General features: G+C 51.9%; 15 protein-coding genes. 4 read left to right on the forward strand and 11 right to left on the reverse strand.

Translation table 11 applies throughout. The annotated features are described in order from the left end of the window. From G461_RS0103980 to G461_RS0104010, 7 genes are all read right to left on the reverse strand, one after another. Positions 1–927, reverse strand: coding sequence for a DUF6963 family protein (locus tag G461_RS0103980; RefSeq protein ID WP_026970884.1), 927 nt, complete (start codon positions 925–927; stop codon positions 1–3). Beyond that, positions 927–2,753 (reverse strand): ABC transporter ATP-binding protein, encoded by a 1,827-nt coding sequence (locus tag G461_RS23225; protein WP_051333340.1) that lies wholly within the window; start codon positions 2,751–2,753, stop codon positions 927–929. The genes G461_RS0103980 and G461_RS23225 overlap by 1 nt, the downstream gene beginning before the upstream one ends. Continuing rightward, on the reverse strand, positions 2,753–3,613 hold the full coding sequence (locus G461_RS0103990; protein WP_026970885.1) for an ABC transporter permease: 861 nt from the start codon (positions 3,611–3,613) through the stop codon (positions 2,753–2,755). Before G461_RS0103990 ends, G461_RS23225 begins: the two co-directional genes overlap by 1 nt. Positions 3,614–3,617: 4 nt before the next feature. Beyond that, complete coding sequence (locus tag G461_RS0103995; RefSeq protein WP_026970886.1) at positions 3,618–4,541, reverse strand: ABC transporter permease; 924 nt, start codon at positions 4,539–4,541, stop codon at positions 3,618–3,620. Positions 4,542–4,597: 56 nt separating this feature from the next. Then, positions 4,598–6,136: an ABC transporter substrate-binding protein gene (locus G461_RS0104000; RefSeq protein WP_035479235.1), complete on the reverse strand. Its 1,539-nt coding sequence runs from the start codon at positions 6,134–6,136 to the stop codon at positions 4,598–4,600. Between the two features lie 321 nt (positions 6,137–6,457). Continuing rightward, positions 6,458–7,294: a MurR/RpiR family transcriptional regulator gene (locus tag G461_RS0104005; RefSeq protein WP_026970888.1), complete on the reverse strand. Its 837-nt coding sequence runs from the start codon at positions 7,292–7,294 to the stop codon at positions 6,458–6,460. A gap of 79 nt (positions 7,295–7,373) precedes the next feature. Next, positions 7,374–8,105 carry a sulfite exporter TauE/SafE family protein gene (locus tag G461_RS0104010; RefSeq protein ID WP_026970889.1) on the reverse strand — a complete coding sequence of 244 codons (732 nt, stop codon included), beginning with the start codon at positions 8,103–8,105 and terminating at the stop codon, positions 7,374–7,376. A gap of 248 nt (positions 8,106–8,353) precedes the next feature. Between G461_RS0104010 and G461_RS0104015 the strand changes: the two genes are divergently transcribed. From G461_RS0104015 to G461_RS0104025, 3 genes are all read left to right on the forward strand, one after another. Further along, the gene (locus G461_RS0104015; protein ID WP_051333341.1) at positions 8,354–9,745 is read left to right on the forward strand and encodes an aminotransferase family protein; all 1,392 of its coding nucleotides are present in this window, start codon (positions 8,354–8,356) and stop codon (positions 9,743–9,745) included. Between the two features lie 176 nt (positions 9,746–9,921). After that, positions 9,922–10,356, forward strand: a complete 435-nt coding sequence (locus G461_RS0104020; protein WP_026970891.1) for a DUF411 domain-containing protein — start codon at positions 9,922–9,924, stop codon at positions 10,354–10,356. Positions 10,357–10,382: 26 nt separating this feature from the next. Continuing rightward, a complete protein-coding gene (locus G461_RS0104025; RefSeq protein WP_157360230.1) occupies positions 10,383–11,327 on the forward strand; it encodes a hypothetical protein in 945 nt (314 codons plus the stop codon). A gap of 184 nt (positions 11,328–11,511) precedes the next feature. On the opposite strand, the gene G461_RS0104030 is transcribed toward G461_RS0104025, so the two are convergent. After that, positions 11,512–12,030: a hypothetical protein gene (locus G461_RS0104030; protein ID WP_026970893.1), complete on the reverse strand. Its 519-nt coding sequence runs from the start codon at positions 12,028–12,030 to the stop codon at positions 11,512–11,514. 130 nt (positions 12,031–12,160) lie between these two features. On the opposite strand from G461_RS0104030, the gene G461_RS0104035 reads away from it, so the two are divergent. Then, entirely contained in the window at positions 12,161–13,282 is a 1,122-nt protein-coding gene (locus tag G461_RS0104035) for an IS110 family RNA-guided transposase (protein WP_026970894.1), read from the forward strand. A 376-nt stretch (positions 13,283–13,658) separates the two neighbouring features. Here the strand turns inward: G461_RS0104035 and G461_RS0104040 are convergent, their stop codons facing one another. From G461_RS0104040 to G461_RS0104050, 3 genes are all read right to left on the reverse strand, one after another. After that, complete coding sequence (locus tag G461_RS0104040) at positions 13,659–14,459, reverse strand: hypothetical protein (protein WP_157360231.1); 801 nt, start codon at positions 14,457–14,459, stop codon at positions 13,659–13,661. Between the two features lie 499 nt (positions 14,460–14,958). Beyond that, entirely contained in the window at positions 14,959–15,330 is a 372-nt protein-coding gene (locus G461_RS0104045; protein ID WP_245587144.1) for an immunity protein Imm33 domain-containing protein, read from the reverse strand. Between the two features lie 299 nt (positions 15,331–15,629). After that, entirely contained in the window at positions 15,630–16,418 is a 789-nt protein-coding gene (locus G461_RS0104050; protein ID WP_035479239.1) for a glycoside hydrolase family protein, read from the reverse strand. Between the last annotated feature and the right edge of the window lie 272 nt (positions 16,419–16,690).

The raw sequence follows: 16,690 nt of genomic DNA on the forward strand, positions 1-16,690 counted from the left end.
CTACGCCACTACTTCGCAGTTCAAATTCAGTTGCTCTGCCCCGTCTTTTCCCTGCTCGACACACAAGAATGAAATGCGCCCATGGGTGCAAACCACATAAGGTTCATCAGCGGTCACCCCGTACAGGCCCTGCGGGTTATAGACTTCGGTGCCCTTTAAAAACAGCGATCCTTCGTAATAGGGAGCAAAACAGCGCTCGTCATTCAACTCAGCTCGAAGGACTTGACCGGCGGCGTCTACAAATAGCTTATTGAAAGGTGCCACTCTAAGCTCAGTGTCAGAGTGAAGACAAATCACTCCCAGCTCTTGCTCAGGCCTGGTAACCGAACCAATGATAAAATCCTTCACCAACTCAGCAGGCGCAATGGAGTTCATGGTCAGCGCTATCGAACACGTTTCGGTGCACTCTAAGCCGGCAGCGGTATCATCTCTTTCGCTGAGCATGGCGCAGTCTTGTTGATACAGCCCCCCCAGCTTGTCGATGGCGACAAAGCCTGCATCCAAGTCTGGATACTGTGCTAAAAGGCCGTCTAATTGCTCGGCGTTGATTCCACGACCTTGTATCTCATTTAACAGCCGTTGGTTAAGCGCCTCACCACTGGAGGAAAGTAGCTGCGGGAAACGGTGGCCGCTGACAATATTGCCCTGCTCGTCCCATGCTAAGAAGCGCGACAAGGGCTCTGGCCGCCACGCCCCCGAAGAGATAAGCCCTATCCGTTGACTACCTTGCAGCTCAGCCACGCGCCCTTGCAGCGCCGTTACACCACCGTTCTGGGTATCAAAATAGTGCGGCTGATTGTGTTCATCGAACACCACCATGGTGACGAATCCGCCAATTGCGCCGCCAGCAAACTGCTCAGCGCGGGACAACGCATCGACAACTTTCAGCGCGATGTTTGGCCCATCTGCAACAATACCAATGGTCATCAGGCCACATCCTCCGTTACCGGGCTTGGCGCAACCGCAGCGCTGTCATCAGCTACGTAATGCTCACCGATAGAGGCGATATTGGTCATGTTATGGCGAGGAATTTCTTCAAAAATAGAGCGCACCGGACTGGGAATTTCTGAATTGTTCAGGGGCCGGTTGAGCAAGCTGGCCTTGGTTGGGTCCGCCACAGGCACCGCCTCAAGCAGGCGTTGGGTATAGCTATGCTGTGGGCGGTTGATCACGCGTGCCGTGTCGCCCATCTCAACAATTCGCCCCATATACATCACCGCCACGCGGTCGCTTATCTGCTCGACTACGGCTAAGTCATGGGAGATAAACAGCAAGCTGATCCCCAGCTCTTGCTGCAACGATTGCAATAACTCGATGACCTGAGCCTGCACGGTGACATCGAGCGCTGACAAACATTCGTCGGCAACAATCACCCTTGGCTCACAGGCAATGGCGCGCGCAATGCAAATCCGCTGGCGCTGCCCGCCCGAGAACTGATGCGGGTAGCGCGTCATATCATCGGCACTCAAGCCAACCCGCTCAAACAGTTCGGCAACGCGTTCTTTGCGCTCGGAGTCAGGGCAGATATCAAATAGCTTTAATGGCTCTTCCACCAATGCGCCCACAGTTTTGCGCGGGTTTAACGAGGCAAAGGGGTCTTGGAAGATCATCTGAATTTGCTTGCGTAAGGGCCGCATCATACTGGCGCTCCAGCCAGTAATGTCCCGCCCCCGATAGCGTATTGCCCCCGCGCAGCTTGGCACGAGGTTGAGAATCGCTCGACCCAAGGTCGACTTACCGCTGCCACTTTCACCAACCAAGGCCAAGGTTTCCCCCGGAAATAGCTTTAGACTGACTTGCTCAACCGCGTGAACCCGTGAGCGAACGCGATTAAACAGCCCTTCTCTTACATCAAACTGCACACACAGATCCGCCACATCAAATAAAGGAACTGCCGCATCATTTTCTGTAATCGTTGCTATCGGCTGTTTCGCACTGCTGCCTAGCTTAGGCACTGAAGCCAGCAGTGTTTGGGTGTAAGCCTGCTTGGGCTTGCTGAACACTTGCTGCACGCTACCGGCTTCCACAAAGTCGCCACGCCGCATCACCAGTACCCGATCAGCCGCCTCGGCCACCACGCCCATATCATGGGTGATCAGCATCACGGCGGTGTTGTACTGGGTTTTGAGGGTATTTATCAGCTTGAGGATCTGCGCCTGAACCGTCACATCCAATGCGGTGGTTGGCTCATCGGCAATCAGGATGCGCGGCCGGCAGGCCAGTGCCATCGCAATCATCACCCGTTGGCGCATACCACCAGATAACTGATGGGGATACTGCGCCATACGTTTTCGCGCTTCGGGAATACGCGCTTCTTGTAGCATGGAGACGGCGAGTTCAAAGGCCTCACTGCGTGATAAAGGCTGATGAGTCAGGATCCCTTCCATCAACTGCTCACCAATACTAAGCACTGGAGTCAGTGCGGTCATCGGCTCTTGGAAGATCATCGCGATATGGTTACCGCGTACCTTACGCAATGACTGATCGCTCTGGCTCAGCAACTCCACCTGTTCGCCATGCTTACTCAGCATGGCTTGCCCACTCACATGAGCGCTGTCCGCTGGAAGTAAACCTAGCAGAGCCCGAGACATCACACTTTTACCCGAGCCCGATTCTCCCACTACCGCTAACGTCTCTCCGGCTAGCACGTCAAAGCTCATTGCCTTGACCACCGTTTTAGCACTTTTTCCCTGTTTAAAAGACACCGACAGATCTGCGACCGACAGTACAACAGGGGATTGAGTCTCAACCATTACGACTCTCCTTTACGGCGAGGATCCAGCACACTACGTAGCTGCTCCCCTAGTACATTAAACAACAACACAATCAGCACGATACAACCGCCTGGAATCATCAATAGCCAAGGGGCTCGCTGGAAGTAGTTCTTACTGCTGGCTAACATCGCCCCCCATTCAGGAGAAGGCGGCTGGGCACCTAGGCCAAGATAGCTAAGGCCAGAAGTGGCGAGGATGGCATTCGATAAACCAATGGTGGCAACCACCAGCATCACTGGCACCACATTTGGCAGAATATGCACAAACAGTACTCGGAAATGGCTAGCGCCCAAGGCGATAGTGGACTCGACATAGACCTGCTTTTTTTCAACTAATACCGCGCCATAGCAAACCCGCGCATAAAATGGGATGGCGGCAATGCCGATTGCCAGCATGGCGTTTTCCAAACTCGGCCCCAGCACGGCAACTAACGACAACGCAATCACAATCTCGGTAAAGCTGAACAACACATCCATGCCACGCATTAGCAGTTTCTCAGGCCAGCCGCCGCAGTAACCGGCTATCAGTCCAATCAACATGCCAAATCCTAGCGATACGCCTACCGACACCAAGCCCACCATTAAGGTCAAACGAGTCCCCATCAAAATGCGACTGAAGATGTCTCGGCCAAACTCATCGGTACCAAACCAATGCGCCCAACTCGGTGGCGAAAGACGGGGACCGCTGGCCATCGCCTCAAAATCATAGGGGCTGATAAGCGGTGCCAACAGCGCCACTATCACGAGGGCAGCAACGATGCCCAGCAATACGGCTAGCCTGCTTGGCCGCCATGTTAAACGCCCGGCGCAAAGCGAGGGAGTTTTGATCACCTGTTCCATGGCTCTACTCCTGCCTAATACGTGGATCTAAAAAGGCATACAGCAGGTCCATTGCCACCGACACCAACACAACAATCATTGAGAAGCACAACACAAAGCCTTGAATCAACGGGTAGTCCCGCTGGAAGATGGCTTGAATCGCCAACCGCCCCACCCCGTTCCAGCTGAATACATATTCGATCACAATCGCGCCCCCCATCATGTAGGCAAACTGCATCCCTAGTACAGACACGATGGGAATCAAGCCTGAACGCAGCGCATGACGCAGCAATACCTTGGGCTTAGATAAGCCTTTGGCACGTGCGGTGAGCAGATAGTCCTGAGCGAATACGTCAATCATGGTTGAGCGCACTATCCGGCCAATCACCGCCGCTTGGCAGGCCGCCAAAGTCACCGCGGGCAGCACCAAACTACCGAGCCCCTGCCCCGCTACTGGAAACCAGCCTAACTCAACGGAGAATAACGACAGTACAATCAGTCCCAACCAAAATGGCGGTACCGATATTCCTACCACAGTGCCCGTCATCAGCACCTTATCTGGCCACTGCCCTTGTTTGTAAGCGGCTATAAAACCGGACACGCCGCCGAACGCTATGGCGAGAGTTAGCGCGCTCAAGGTCAACAGCAACGTATTGGGCAAGCGCAATAACAGCAGCTCCGCAACCGATTGCTGGCCACGAATGGTGACGCCCATATCCCCTTGCAGCAGCTTACCCATATAGATGATGTACTGATGGATGATAGAGCGATCCAGCCCCAGACTGTGGCGGATCTGCTCTAGCTGCTCAGGGCTAGTCGTCGCCGATTGAGCGTACATAATCTGCACCGGGTCGCCCGGCACTAGGTGAATCAAAAAGCAGATAGCCAGAGTGGTGATCCAAACCGTCAACGCGGCACTCATTAGTCGCTGCAGCAGGTAGGTAGTCATAAGGTCTCCTCATTGCCGGGCGGGTAGCCCGGCAGCACACATAATTAGCAGCGCGCTTAGTTCACGACCACATCGGTAAAGATGGGTTGGTTAAACGGTTCAAACTTGAGCCCAGAGACGCTGTCATTCACGCCGTATAGCCACACCCACCCCGGTGTGTAGATAGGCACATGCACCGCCTGCTCAATAAGATAAGCCTGTACTTGCTGCACAATCTCCAGCCGTTTTTCAGGGTTGGTTTCCAAACGGGTTTGCTTGAGCAGGGCATCCAACTCAGGCGAGTTGTACCCGTCGTAAGCGCCGGGCGAGTGCCATAACTGATAGAGAATGTCTGGGTCGTACCAAGACCAGCCCATCAAGTCCATCGAGCCCTTGCCTTCGGTGATATGGTTTTCCTGTTTTACCCGCGCATTCAGCGAGCCGATATCCATGATTTCGATAGAGACTTCAATCCCAACTTGCTTAAGCTGGCTTTGGAAAACCTGTAGCAGTTTGTCGCGGCTGCCGTCGGTCCAAGTCATGATCTTCACGTCCATCGGATTGCGCTTGTCGTAGCCGAGTTCGGCGAGCAGCTGTTTCGCTTTAGCGGGGTCGTACTGATAGCCAATGCGCTTACAGTAGTCTTGGTCATTGCCCATCACGCCGCGCGCCACGGTGCAATGCTCGCGCTCTACCAGCCCCTCAAACACAATGTCTAGGGCCATATCCGGGTCAATCGCATAGGCAACAGCTTGGCGCGCGCGAACATCGTTAAACGGTGGGCGCGACACGGCAAACTCGATAAACACATTTTGTCCGGTGTTAGGCGCGGAAAGCAGGTTCAAGTGAGGGTGGTTTTCGACTACCGAAACACTCTCCAGCGGCGGCTCGGCGATATGTACCTCACCGGTTTGCAACGCTGCCAGACGGGCCTGCGCTTCAGGCATAACCTTGATGATCAGCTTGTCCATTTTCGCGGGGCCAGCGTTTCCAGCCATACGGCCGTGATTCACGTAGGCCTCGTTGCGCGCTAACTCAATACGATCGCCTTTGATCCACTGCACTAACTGCCAAGCACCAGTGCCAATCGCGGTAGTACTGCCAAAGGAGGCCAGCGACTGCTCATTGGACTTACAGATCATGCTGGCGAACGGGTCAGCCATAAAAGGAATAAATGCGCCGAAGGGTTCACTAAAACTAAAGCTAACAGTTTGCGCATCCACAGCGTTTACCGACTCGATGGGCCCCCACGCACTTTGGGTGTTGCTTGGGTTCGTCTCTGAAAAAGCGCGCTGATAGGTATAGATAACATCTTCAGCAGTAAACTCGCTGCCATCATGGCACTGGATCCCTTCATGTAGAACAAAGGTTACTTGCGTACCATCGTCACTCACCCGGTAGTCCTTGGCTAAGTTGGGGCCAATATTACCCTCAGCATCGCGCGCCAATAAGGGCTCATAGATCTGATTCCACACCTGCATTGACAGAGTAGATGTGGTGCGGTGGGGGTCAAGGCTATCTATATCGCCATAGCGTGCCCAGATAATGTCATTGCTCGCCATCGCCGGGCCTGTTAGCAGCCCTATAGCAATCAGCAAAGAGAGAGGTTTGGTCATCTTTTGCGTCCTTTTCAATATCGAGGTTCCTGCACCTAACATTGCAACAGCCATACCCAAATGATTAGTTTTCCAATAACTAGTCATTTATGAGATTTAAGGATCGCTTTTGAGGAATTACATGAGAATTAGTGCGTTCAGTTAGCCTTCCATCAAGCTATCACCTTGATAAAAAGACAGTAATTGCACTAAAACTGAGCAAGGCTAGCACTGCAATGAAGCACTGGGGCTTGTTATGTCGATGGCGACCCTGCACAGTCTTCGCCTTGCCTGATTGGCCTAGAAATCGCTGCAAAAACGAACATGAAAGATAAGCAGGCCCTAGCCATTCCACTCGTCGTGAAGACTTTCAATAAAGTACAGACGCTTAATAGCAGGTTCGCCCAACACCCCACCAACTTCTGCGCAAAGATGGTTAATCAAACTGATACCGGCAGTCCCGGAGTCAAACATGTACATACCCCGGCTGCGATAACGCAGCATCGACACTCCAGGCAAGGACTGAACGGTTTCACCGCTAATCAATACGATATGGGCGCCTGCAGCCTGCCCTGAGGCAATGATCTTAAGATCGTCGGGAGAGAGGCGGCGCTGGGCAAACACCATAATGACATCAGATTCCGAGATGGACGCAAACTCCTCAGCAACCGGAAACCCTGACAAAGGAATCATCCGAATATCAGATTTCACCCTTATCAGTAGTGAACGTGCGTAGTGGGCCATCGCATAGTCATCATCAAAGCCCACCACCCACAGTTTATTGGCCGCAACCAGTTGCTGGACGATGGTATTTAGCAGGTCTTGATCGAGCCGCTCGTAGGTATGCTGGATATTTTCTTGCTCGCTACTGAGGTGCAGCTGGGTGTGCTTTTTTAGGTTACCCGCCGCATAACGGGCAGTAAGTCGGGCCTCTTGTTGCTGATTCGAGACATTGATATCGCCCGACTCCTTGAGGGCATGCTTAAAGTGCTGGTAGCCGAGCCGCTTAATAAAACGGGACACCGTCGAGACACTCACCCCCGCCAGCGCCGCCAGCTCACCCGCACTGTAGTTTCGTAGCAGCGGACCTAAGCGCAACATCGCTTCAGCAAGGGCGCGCTCACGTCGCGAAAGCTGTTCTTCAATCACTCGGATTCTGGCTTGCAGGTTACTTTTCATAAGCTAACAACTTGTCATTTTTGACAAAAACTAAGAAAGAACCGTGCCAGATGAGCTAAGCAATCCTTATACAAGCACACTATAGCTGGCGCAACGCCGCCAGCAAGCCAATCACTGCCACGGCCACCATCACCGGCAGCGCAACATGCTTAAACGATTCCGGCGGGCGGCGGGCAAACAGGTACTGGCCGAGCATAACCCCAACTAAGGTCGGCAGTAGCAGGCGGGCGACCAAGCTAAGTTCCTGCTGGCCAAACAAACCCTGACCAAACAGCGCGGCTATCGAGATAAGCTCGGTGAGGATAAAGAACAGGATCATAGTCGCCCGCTGGTTTTGCGGCTTAAGCGGACTGGCCAGCATGTAGCAGACGATCATCGGTCCGCCGACCGAGGCGCCTGCGGTGCCCATCCCCGATGCCATACCAAAACCCACCGCCATCTTGGGGCTGCCGGCATTGGCCGGGCGCCAGTCCTTGTGCAGTGCCCAAGCAAAGGCCAGTACCGACAGGCAGATCAGCAATTTGAGCCAGGCCGCGGGCAACAATAGCAGCAAGCTAAAGCCCACCGGGATCCCCAGCAAACTGCCCAAGCCGAGCAGCTTTAGCGTGGCAATATCCACATCCTTCAGGGCGGCTTTAAGCAGGCTTAGGCTGCACAGCACATCCAAGGCCAACACCACTGGAATACTTTGCTGGGGCGAGAAGTAGATATTCATCCCGACAATGGCAATGGCCGCATAGCCAAAGCCGGTATAGCCGCGCACTAGCGCCGCCAAAAACACCAATGGCAAGGCCACTAACAACTCGTTCACGCACTATCTCCCGACTGCTTCACGCAGGTTTATCTTTCTTTGTTAGTGGCATTGTCGGGGAAGGCTGCATAGCCATTTAGCACCAGATCCCGATTTGCATGGAGCCAGATTTTGCAGCCACTTTTGGCAACCACGTCGCGCTGGCTCCATTGATTCAAATTACTGGCGCTAAAGCCGTTTTTGCAGCGGGGGTAAGGTCGAGATAAGGGAATAACGCCAAGAGCAACATGATTTCAAGGAGTAGCGAGATGGCCTCTTTCGAACCCGCGGTACAAAGCAAGAAACAGATCAGCCAGGCAGTAGAGCAAGATCGCGCCAATGTGTGGCACCACTTAAGCCAGCACAGCGTCTATCAAAACCAAGACCCAATGATGATGGTGCGCGGCGAAGGCTCAAAGGTGTGGGATATAAACGGTAAATGCTATCTGGATGCCTCCGCAGGCGGTGTCTGGTGTGTCAACGTGGGCTATGGCCGCGAGTCGATCTCCAAAGCCATCAGCGAGCAACTCACCCAGCTTAACTTTTTCGCCGGCACCGCAGGCACCCTGCCCGCCGCCGAGTTTGCCGAGAAACTGCTGGAGAAGATGCCGGGGATGAGCCGGGTCTACTACGCCAGCTCGGGCTCCGAGGCGAACGAGAAGGCCTTTAAGATTGTTCGCCAGATCGCCCACCTTAAATACGGCGGCAAAAAGCATAAGATTTTGTATCGCGAGCGCGACTACCACGGCTCCACCATCGGCACCCTCAGCGCCACTGGCCAGGAAGAGCGCCGCAAGCAATACGGCCCCTTCGCCCCGGGCTTTGTGGAGTTCCCCCACTGCTGCGAGTATCGCAGCCAGTTTGGCGACGTGGATAACTACGGCATCCTGGCCGCTAAAGAGCTGGAGAAGGCCATCCTGCGCGAGGGCCCCGATACCGTCGGCGCGGTGATCCTTGAGCCAATCACCGCCGGTGGCGGGGTGATTACCCCACCCGAGGGCTACTGGCAGGAGATCCAAGCCATCTGTAAGAAGTATCAGGTGCTGCTGCATATCGATGAGGTGGTGTGTGGCCTTGGCCGCACCGGCAAATGGTTTGGCTACCAGCACTACGGCATCAAGCCAGATATTGTCACCTTGGCTAAAGGCGTCGCTTCGAGCTACGCCGCCATCTCCTGCGTGGTCACTACTGAAGAGATCTTCGAAGAGTTTATTGCCGAGCCGCGCGACCGCGATGCCTACTTCCGCGATATCTCCACCTTTGGTGGCTGTACCGCAGGCCCTGCGGCAGCGCTAGAGAACCTGCGTATTCTGGAAGACGAGAAGCTGGTCGAGAACAGCGCCAAGATGGGCGACTACCTGCTGCAAGGCCTGCAGGATCTGCAAAAGCGCCACGCGCTGATTGGCGATGTACGTGGCAAAGGCTTATTGCTGGGGCTAGAGCTGGTTAGCGACTTGGCCGCCAAAACGCCAGTGGCTGAAACGGTAAGCGCTCAGGTGGCGGCGAAATGTATGCAAAAGGGGCTGATTATCGGGCGCACCAACCGCTCGTTCACCTTCTTTAATAACACCCTGTGTCTGTGCCCGATTCTGACCCTAACTGAGCAGGAAGCAGACTTTATTATCGATACCTTGGATGAGGTGTTTAGCGAACTGGCCTAAGCCTCGCCGCGCTGAGTCAGCCCATGGCTCAGCGCGCTTACTCTCTTGCCAATTACTAATTGCGACTTCCCCCTCCGCCTCAAAACGACCTCTTCCAGCGCGTTTCTTGTAATTTTTCCCGTTGCTACTTACTTTTAATTCAACAACTTGACGATAAAACCTAAGAGACAAACACCATGGCAATTCGATTCAGCGCAGCCTTGCTGGCTGCAGCGTTCTCTTTTTCTAGCGCCGCGACTGAAGTGCTTCTCTACAAATCACCCAGCTGCGGCTGCTGCCAAGAGTGGGCCGATATCTTGGAGGGCAAGGGCTATCAGGTGAAGGTACAAACCGAGCGCGACTGGAGCGAGGTGCGCCGCGCCCACGGACTGCCGCCTCAGGCACTGTCTTGCCATAGCGCTATTATCGACGGTTATTTGATAGAGGGGCATGTACCAGTGGCCGATATCAAGCGTTTGCTGGCTGAGCGCCCCGAACATATCGCCGGGCTAAGCGCCCCGGGGATGCCGATGCACAGCCCTGGCATGGCCGCACCGGGCGAGGTCTATCGCGATTTTGATGTGGTGAGCTTCGATAAAGACGGCAAGCTCACTCTCTTCAACGCGTACTAGTGACCGCACCTATTTTGGTCCGCTCTATGAAACCTGCTTGGTTAGTCATGCTTGCCACTGTTGCTGTTGCTGTTGCTGTTGCTGCGGCTGGCCATGTGCGTGCCGACCAAGACCAGCAATACATCGAGCAAAACTGCCTGCCGAAGGCACCCGATACCCGGGCCAATATCCTGCATATCAAAACAAGGCTAAGGCTCGATGCGCTAATCGATGCAGCGCCGCTTACTGCTGTGCTGATAGACACCGCTCAACAGCGCGGCATTAAGTTCTGCATTGCGCCCATCGATCTGCTCGATTACAGCTTCAACCCTTACAGCGATACTCCGGCGTTCTACTTCCCCGAGCAGACCTCTGATGATCACCTACAAAAAAGCGTTAAGGCCATCAGCGATACGCTGGCACAACACGCCGTGGATTTCCCCATCGATGAGCTGCGCCCCGCCGATGCGATGCTGCTGGTCCGAGTTGGCCATATCTGGGCGTCGATGAACGAGATGATTGCTCACGAGCAGCTACGCCGCCGCCCTGAATCAACCATGAGCACCTGGCTGGATGACAGCCACTTGTCACCGGAGTTATTAACCGCAATGGAGCAGTTGAAAGACGCTCCGATAGAGCAACTCAGCGGCAGCGGCACGCTAGCGCTACGCCAACAGCTATTTAGAACCATGGCCGGAGATGAAGACAACCTGCAGCTAAATGTCGATGGCATCAGCTATATCTACAGCGAGCGCTTTCTGCCTTATCTACAGCGAAGAGGCTTTCCCGCGGCCCTGAAAACACTGAGCGACCAGCAGATCTACGCCATATCGGAAGGCTTCAGTGAAGAGTTAAACCCCACCCACTATGAGAACATGGCAGAAGAGCTGGGGCTGGACGCTTTTTCCGAGGAGCAGCACCAACAGTTGGAAGCGCTGCAAAGCTTGTTTGAGGAGCATAATGCTAGTTTGGGTAGGCAGACAGGTCGGTAAGGGTTACTAACTGATACACCCTCTGATAATGGTGACCACACCGTTTGCCTTAACCTTACAGCCAGCAAGCAAAATGTAGTGACTCAATTCTGGACACAAACGGGTTATAATAGGAGGATTAACGCCTGCATTTTCGGTTGGTTTGGAGCGCAGCGAAAAACCAATCCGGCGCTTGTTAGCTCAACTACAATGCATGTTCAATTATCAACCTATTAGCTGCATCTCTTGTTTTGTTGTAATAAATTTTACCAGCTGCCACTTTTGCCAAATCGAATTCACTATTTGATAAGTAAAACTGCACTATTTTCATGTACTCAAGATCACGCGATTCATTGTAATAAACTTTAGCTGCGGCCTGAATAGCAAAATCTATTGTTTCTTTGCATAGGGCTTTATCAATCAATTTGCTCAGTACTTCATCTCTTTCATCGTTATAGTAAATGCTGCCAGCTGCCTCAAAAGCATGATCAAGTTTGGGCCGCGCCGAACATTCACCACTTGTAGGAAGTTGGATAGAAATTTTAGGTTCTTCTGGAGAAATTGGATCTTCTTGAACTGGCGTAGGGTTAGGCGTTTTTGCCACGATTCTAGGCTCACTTACTAATTCATGTTCTCCTCTATCATTCAGAAGAATTATGAAGGTAGCTACGGCAACAATTGCGCTCACTATCCCTGCCACTGCGGATGTTTTTTGTAATGCCATATCTCTTTTTCTATGTACAGGTAGACATCATGATTCCCTGTGGTGGTGCCGACCTCCCGCGTTAGTCGTGGGTTAGTCAAACCAGAGCCACACCGTTAAGTGCACACCTTAACAATCACAGGAAGTCGACATGGTTAACTCTAGCATCCTCTATCTAGGGCTCGATGTTCACAAGGAAACCACTGACGTTGCTTATTCTTCAACAGGCGATGGCAGCATTCACTTTCATGGCACCATCCCCACCAATGTTCGTTCTGTAAACAAACTTATCAAAAAATTTGGTTGTAAGGCCAGTGACTTAGTGGTGGTTTATGAAGCAGGACCTTGTGGCTATTGGTTACAACGGCACATAGTGAAGTACGGTGTGCAATGCTGGGTAGTCGCGCCTGCGCTGATACCTAAGGCGCCCGGTGATAAGGTCAAAATTGACTGCCGTGATGCTATGACCTTAGCCCGGTTGGCTCAAGCTGGCCTGATTGAGTCTATCCACATCCCCGATGCCGACGACGAAGCGATACGCGACTTAATCCGCTGCCGTGAAGATGCCATGATAGACCTGCGACAGGCCCGTCAGCGGCTCAAGTCTTTTTTGCTGCGCAACGGGCACCCTTGCTCAGGACGCACTAACTGGAGTGATGCCTACAAGCGCCATCTGGCGGATATCCACTTCCTCGAACCTGCCAAAAAGCTCACATTCCAGCACTACATTGCGATTACCGAAGAACGTTATCAGCGTTTACAACACCTAGAACGAGAGCTGAAGGAAGTGGCTAATAAGTGGCGTTGGTATCCGTTGGTTCAGTTCCTCTGTGCGCTGCGGGGTATTCGCTTTCTCTCGGCGATAGCAATTGTGGCTGAGCTGGGTGATATGCACCGCTTTACCTATCCTCGAGCACTGATGAGCTTCGTCGGCCTTACACCCAGTGAGCACTCTAGCGGGCAGCGTCAGAGGCAAGGCGGCATAACCAAATGTGGGAACACCCACGCCAGGCGGATACTGATAGAAGCAGCCTGGTCCTATCGTTTCAGTCCCAAGGTCTCCAGAGAGCTGCAAATCAGGCAACAGGACCTCTCAATCAACCTTCAAAAGCGCTCTTGGGAGGCGCAGCAACGCTTATGCCGGCGCTTCCGACAGCTTCAGGCCCGTGGTAAAGAGTTCAACAAAATCGTACCGGCCATTGCCCGTGAGTTACTGGGGTATATCTGGGATATCGTTCAACGTTTTAACCCAGAATCTGAGCATGTGGGCTAACCGGTAAATCGAAGACTTGTTTGAAATAACTTGAGTGAGTAAGACCGGCGGCAGCGGTGAGAGCAATCCTCGACGGCGTTAGGCGAAACAACATGTTTGTTACTCGCGCTTATAGACAGAGGCTCGGCTCCAACGGCGTAAACAAGTCATGCGATAACCAACTCGCGAATATCAGCAAGGTCAACCGCCGACAGTGTCTTGCCAATGGTCCCTCACTCAGGTTTCTATGCCGGTTATTCGGTAGGAATTTGCTCGTGCGCGTTGACAGAGGGAATCACATCAACGCCGTGATCAGCGGCATTTGTTAGATGGCTGCTTTTATGCGTCTTTTTGCACAAAAGGTGACAGCTTACAAATGTCCGACTGCATCATTTTGTTAGGCATTTAATTTGTAAACCTTATCGATCCCCGGCCGTTCCAATTGCTCTATAGCTTTGCGCTCAACTAGACGATTCAGTTGAACTTCCAGAATTTGATCTACTACTTGAGGGCTTAAGCGTGGTGAGAAAAGTATATTCATTGGACCAAAGCCAGGACGATGTGAACGAGTATAAAAACGCCGAATCCTATGCAATTCAACTAGCCCATTTTCCGATTCACGTTCCATCATATGATATATATCATGAAGTGCATCCTCACTAAGCAGGTATGTAGACTGCGCCTCCTCTCTACGCTCCTGCATCCAATAAACTAAAAACAGACCTACACTAACTAGAAACCCGATACCCAATAGCTGGAATCCAAAAACACTATTAAAAAAAGTGCCAAGCACCGGATGCTCAATGAGTGTTGAGGACTGTGTAAAGAGAAAGCCCGTGACCGCTGCAAAAATACCGGATCCTACTTTGGGGGCCATGTATTTTCGCCCCAAATCAGACCTAAATGACTCCTTAAGATTCTTCTCTACAATAGCTGGCGGATTATTCTGGACAGCCAAACTTTTGCTTATGCTTTCAATTATTACCGGTAGCTGGGATACCGGAATCATCTGATTTGAGCTATTTTTTTCGTTAATGTGCGTTATCGCTTCAGATATAAAATGATAGCGTTCCTCTTCTTTATTTGATCTAAACTTCCCTCCATTTTTGTCAGGGTGCAAAGCCGCTCTTTCTTCTTTAAGCTCAGCCAATACCTCATCGACACTCTTCTCAAACAATTGACTCTCAATCTCTTCCATCGATTCCATAATCTTATAATTTTCCCTGCGAAGCTTGGATGCCCAACGCTTGTAGTTGCTGAAACTTGGAGCGACGAAGGAGAGCAAAGTTTTCAGCAAGCTACACTTGTTATGGTTTATATTCCCGCTTTATAGATAAATCACTTTCAAAGCCAACTTGAATAATTTCATCATACTCCGCCCACGAACCGCCAGATAGAGAAGTGTCGACTCGAGACAATTTAAACTTTGGTGATTGGGTGAGTTCGGGTTCTATTTTTCCTACGTCACATGGTGAGTACCACACCGAATCACATTCATCACACAAAAGCACAATAGTTCTATCATCGCTACATTTATAGAAGCCTAACATTCCTTGCTCGCAAACAGTGCAATTTTTATCTATGTAATACACTTCAATCTCGCTAGACCATAACGCCTGCATATGAGGCGCATTTGTTTTTGCTGCGAAGCAGCTTTAAATGCGTCCTGTGGCGATGCCACGAACATGATGCACTTGTTACATGCTAGTGAGTTGTGGATCATGCCATACATCCTCGTACTCGCCAGCAACTAAAAACCTATAGCCCGGTGGCAATGATAAGTACTGCTCTATTTCGGGAAGGTATTCTCTAATGTGGCTGACGTGTAATGGTTTAAAAAAGTCTGGCTCTTCAGACATTTCTTCGCCACACCAAATATACCAGCCACAAGTACCATTTTCAGGATCGTGCCGTAGCCCGTTAATAGGAAGCTTGCCTATTGTTTCGATAGCAAGGCCTAGCTTCTCATTACCTTTGCTGACAGACGGGATTGCATCGAATTTTTTACATATTTCATTCTGGCTAGGCACGATATTTCCTATGGCATGTAACATCTTATTCAATAGCACAGCGCTCTCTTTAAACAGAGCGTTACGCTATGTATCCACCACATAATGTCTACTTTATCACCTAAAAATAAGCTGTTACAACTAGCGTTTAGCCGTACCCTGGAGGATACATAGCAACAAAAGAGAGCATACTAGCCGGCTCAAACAGAGCATATTCCCAATACTGTATATCTATGCCAGTTGTGATGCAGACCTCCCTAACACGGAATGGGGCATGAATGAGTTAGAGCTGCCACCTCTGAACTAATATACCCCTGAGATGGCAGCTAACAGATCACATCCAAATTTATTCAATAGCGCTACAAACGAACCAACTCCCCGACACCATAATCCGTGACAGTCTCAATCAAATGCGCTTCGTGCTCTCGCCGCTTAAGCAAACCATCCAGCCCTTTGCCCACCCACAGGCGCTTCATGGAGCGGATGTTCTTGGCCATAGCTGAGTAGTCACCTTCGGCAACGCAGCGGCGTAGATTTAGCATTTCGGTACGGGTAGCCCCTTTGGTGCTGGTGCCACGGTTGTAGACCAATGAGATTAATGCGACCTGCGCATCGGGGTGGAGTTGGTCCAAGCCCGGATACGCCTTTAAGGTTTTGCTGGCATAGGATGGTAGGGAGCTGAGGGTGAATACGTCTAGCGCGACCGCATAGGGGATCTTGATATTGCGCAGGGAGGCTATCTGGCGCTTGGCTTTGTGGCCTTTTAGTCCAAGTACCTTTATTAGCGTGTGTTTCACTGCATCCGGCAGGGGCTGCCAGTCCTCAGCAAACTGGCTGGGGGAGGCATAGCCCAAGTCATAATCAATCCCAATGGTTACACCGGACTGCCCGCCGGGCCAGCACGGCGATTGTAGCTGCTTGTCGTAGTAGGCGGGAGAGCCAATCTCGTAGGCGACGATCTGCTCGATACCGCTTCTGCTTAAGCGCAGCCCAAGTTGTGCGGACTCAGCCTGCGCGGGCGAGCCATGCCCCTCTTTGCCGAACACTGCTTTTTCGATAGCGCTTAAGGTTTGTGGGCCTAGCTGGCCGTCGGCCTCGACACCTAGTTGGTCTTGTATCGCTTTGAGTCGCTCTGAGATTGTCGCCATGTCCACTCCCCTCTCTAATTACTATTTACTGATAGAAATCGAATTAGAAAGTATTGGCCGAACTTTATGGCGTGTAGGCGGCTTAGAGGATCCTCTAAGCAGTCGGTTGTCCCGTATTTTTTACACTTAGCAAAAAAGCGAGAGGTGGCGCTGGACTGCTTAATATTTGGTCATTAAAGTGTAATAAATCAGGCGCATCATCGGCTTAGCAGAAAGCTATGCCTGAGGCGCGATGACTCGAAAGCCGCTAAATCAGTGAGTCTCTAAGGTCA

The organism is Aliagarivorans marinus DSM 23064 (genome assembly GCF_000429485.1).
Lineage (GTDB): Bacteria > Pseudomonadota > Gammaproteobacteria > Enterobacterales > Celerinatantimonadaceae > Aliagarivorans > Aliagarivorans marinus.

What these genes read in the sequence shown, in the direction of transcription:
- G461_RS0103980 (WP_026970884.1), bottom strand. Translation starts at nt 927, where the DNA reads ATGACCATTGGTATTGTTGCAGATGGGCCAAACATCGCGCTGAAAGTT.
- G461_RS23225 (WP_051333340.1), bottom strand. Translation starts at nt 2,753, where the DNA reads ATGGTTGAGACTCAATCCCCTGTTGTACTGTCGGTCGCAGATCTGTCG.
- G461_RS0103990 (WP_026970885.1), bottom strand. Translation starts at nt 3,613, where the DNA reads ATGGAACAGGTGATCAAAACTCCCTCGCTTTGCGCCGGGCGTTTAACA.
- G461_RS0103995 (WP_026970886.1), bottom strand. Translation starts at nt 4,541, where the DNA reads ATGACTACCTACCTGCTGCAGCGACTAATGAGTGCCGCGTTGACGGTT.
- G461_RS0104000 (WP_035479235.1), bottom strand. Translation starts at nt 6,136, where the DNA reads ATGACCAAACCTCTCTCTTTGCTGATTGCTATAGGGCTGCTAACAGGC.
- G461_RS0104005 (WP_026970888.1), bottom strand. Translation starts at nt 7,294, where the DNA reads ATGAAAAGTAACCTGCAAGCCAGAATCCGAGTGATTGAAGAACAGCTT.
- G461_RS0104015 (WP_051333341.1), top strand. Translation starts at nt 8,354, where the DNA reads ATGGCCTCTTTCGAACCCGCGGTACAAAGCAAGAAACAGATCAGCCAG.
- G461_RS0104020 (WP_026970891.1), top strand. Translation starts at nt 9,922, where the DNA reads ATGGCAATTCGATTCAGCGCAGCCTTGCTGGCTGCAGCGTTCTCTTTT.
- G461_RS0104025 (WP_157360230.1), top strand. Translation starts at nt 10,383, where the DNA reads ATGAAACCTGCTTGGTTAGTCATGCTTGCCACTGTTGCTGTTGCTGTT.
- G461_RS0104030 (WP_026970893.1), bottom strand. Translation starts at nt 12,030, where the DNA reads ATGGCATTACAAAAAACATCCGCAGTGGCAGGGATAGTGAGCGCAATT.
- G461_RS0104035 (WP_026970894.1), top strand. Translation starts at nt 12,161, where the DNA reads ATGGTTAACTCTAGCATCCTCTATCTAGGGCTCGATGTTCACAAGGAA.
- G461_RS0104040 (WP_157360231.1), bottom strand. Translation starts at nt 14,459, where the DNA reads ATGGAAGAGATTGAGAGTCAATTGTTTGAGAAGAGTGTCGATGAGGTA.
- G461_RS0104050 (WP_035479239.1), bottom strand. Translation starts at nt 16,418, where the DNA reads ATGGCGACAATCTCAGAGCGACTCAAAGCGATACAAGACCAACTAGGT.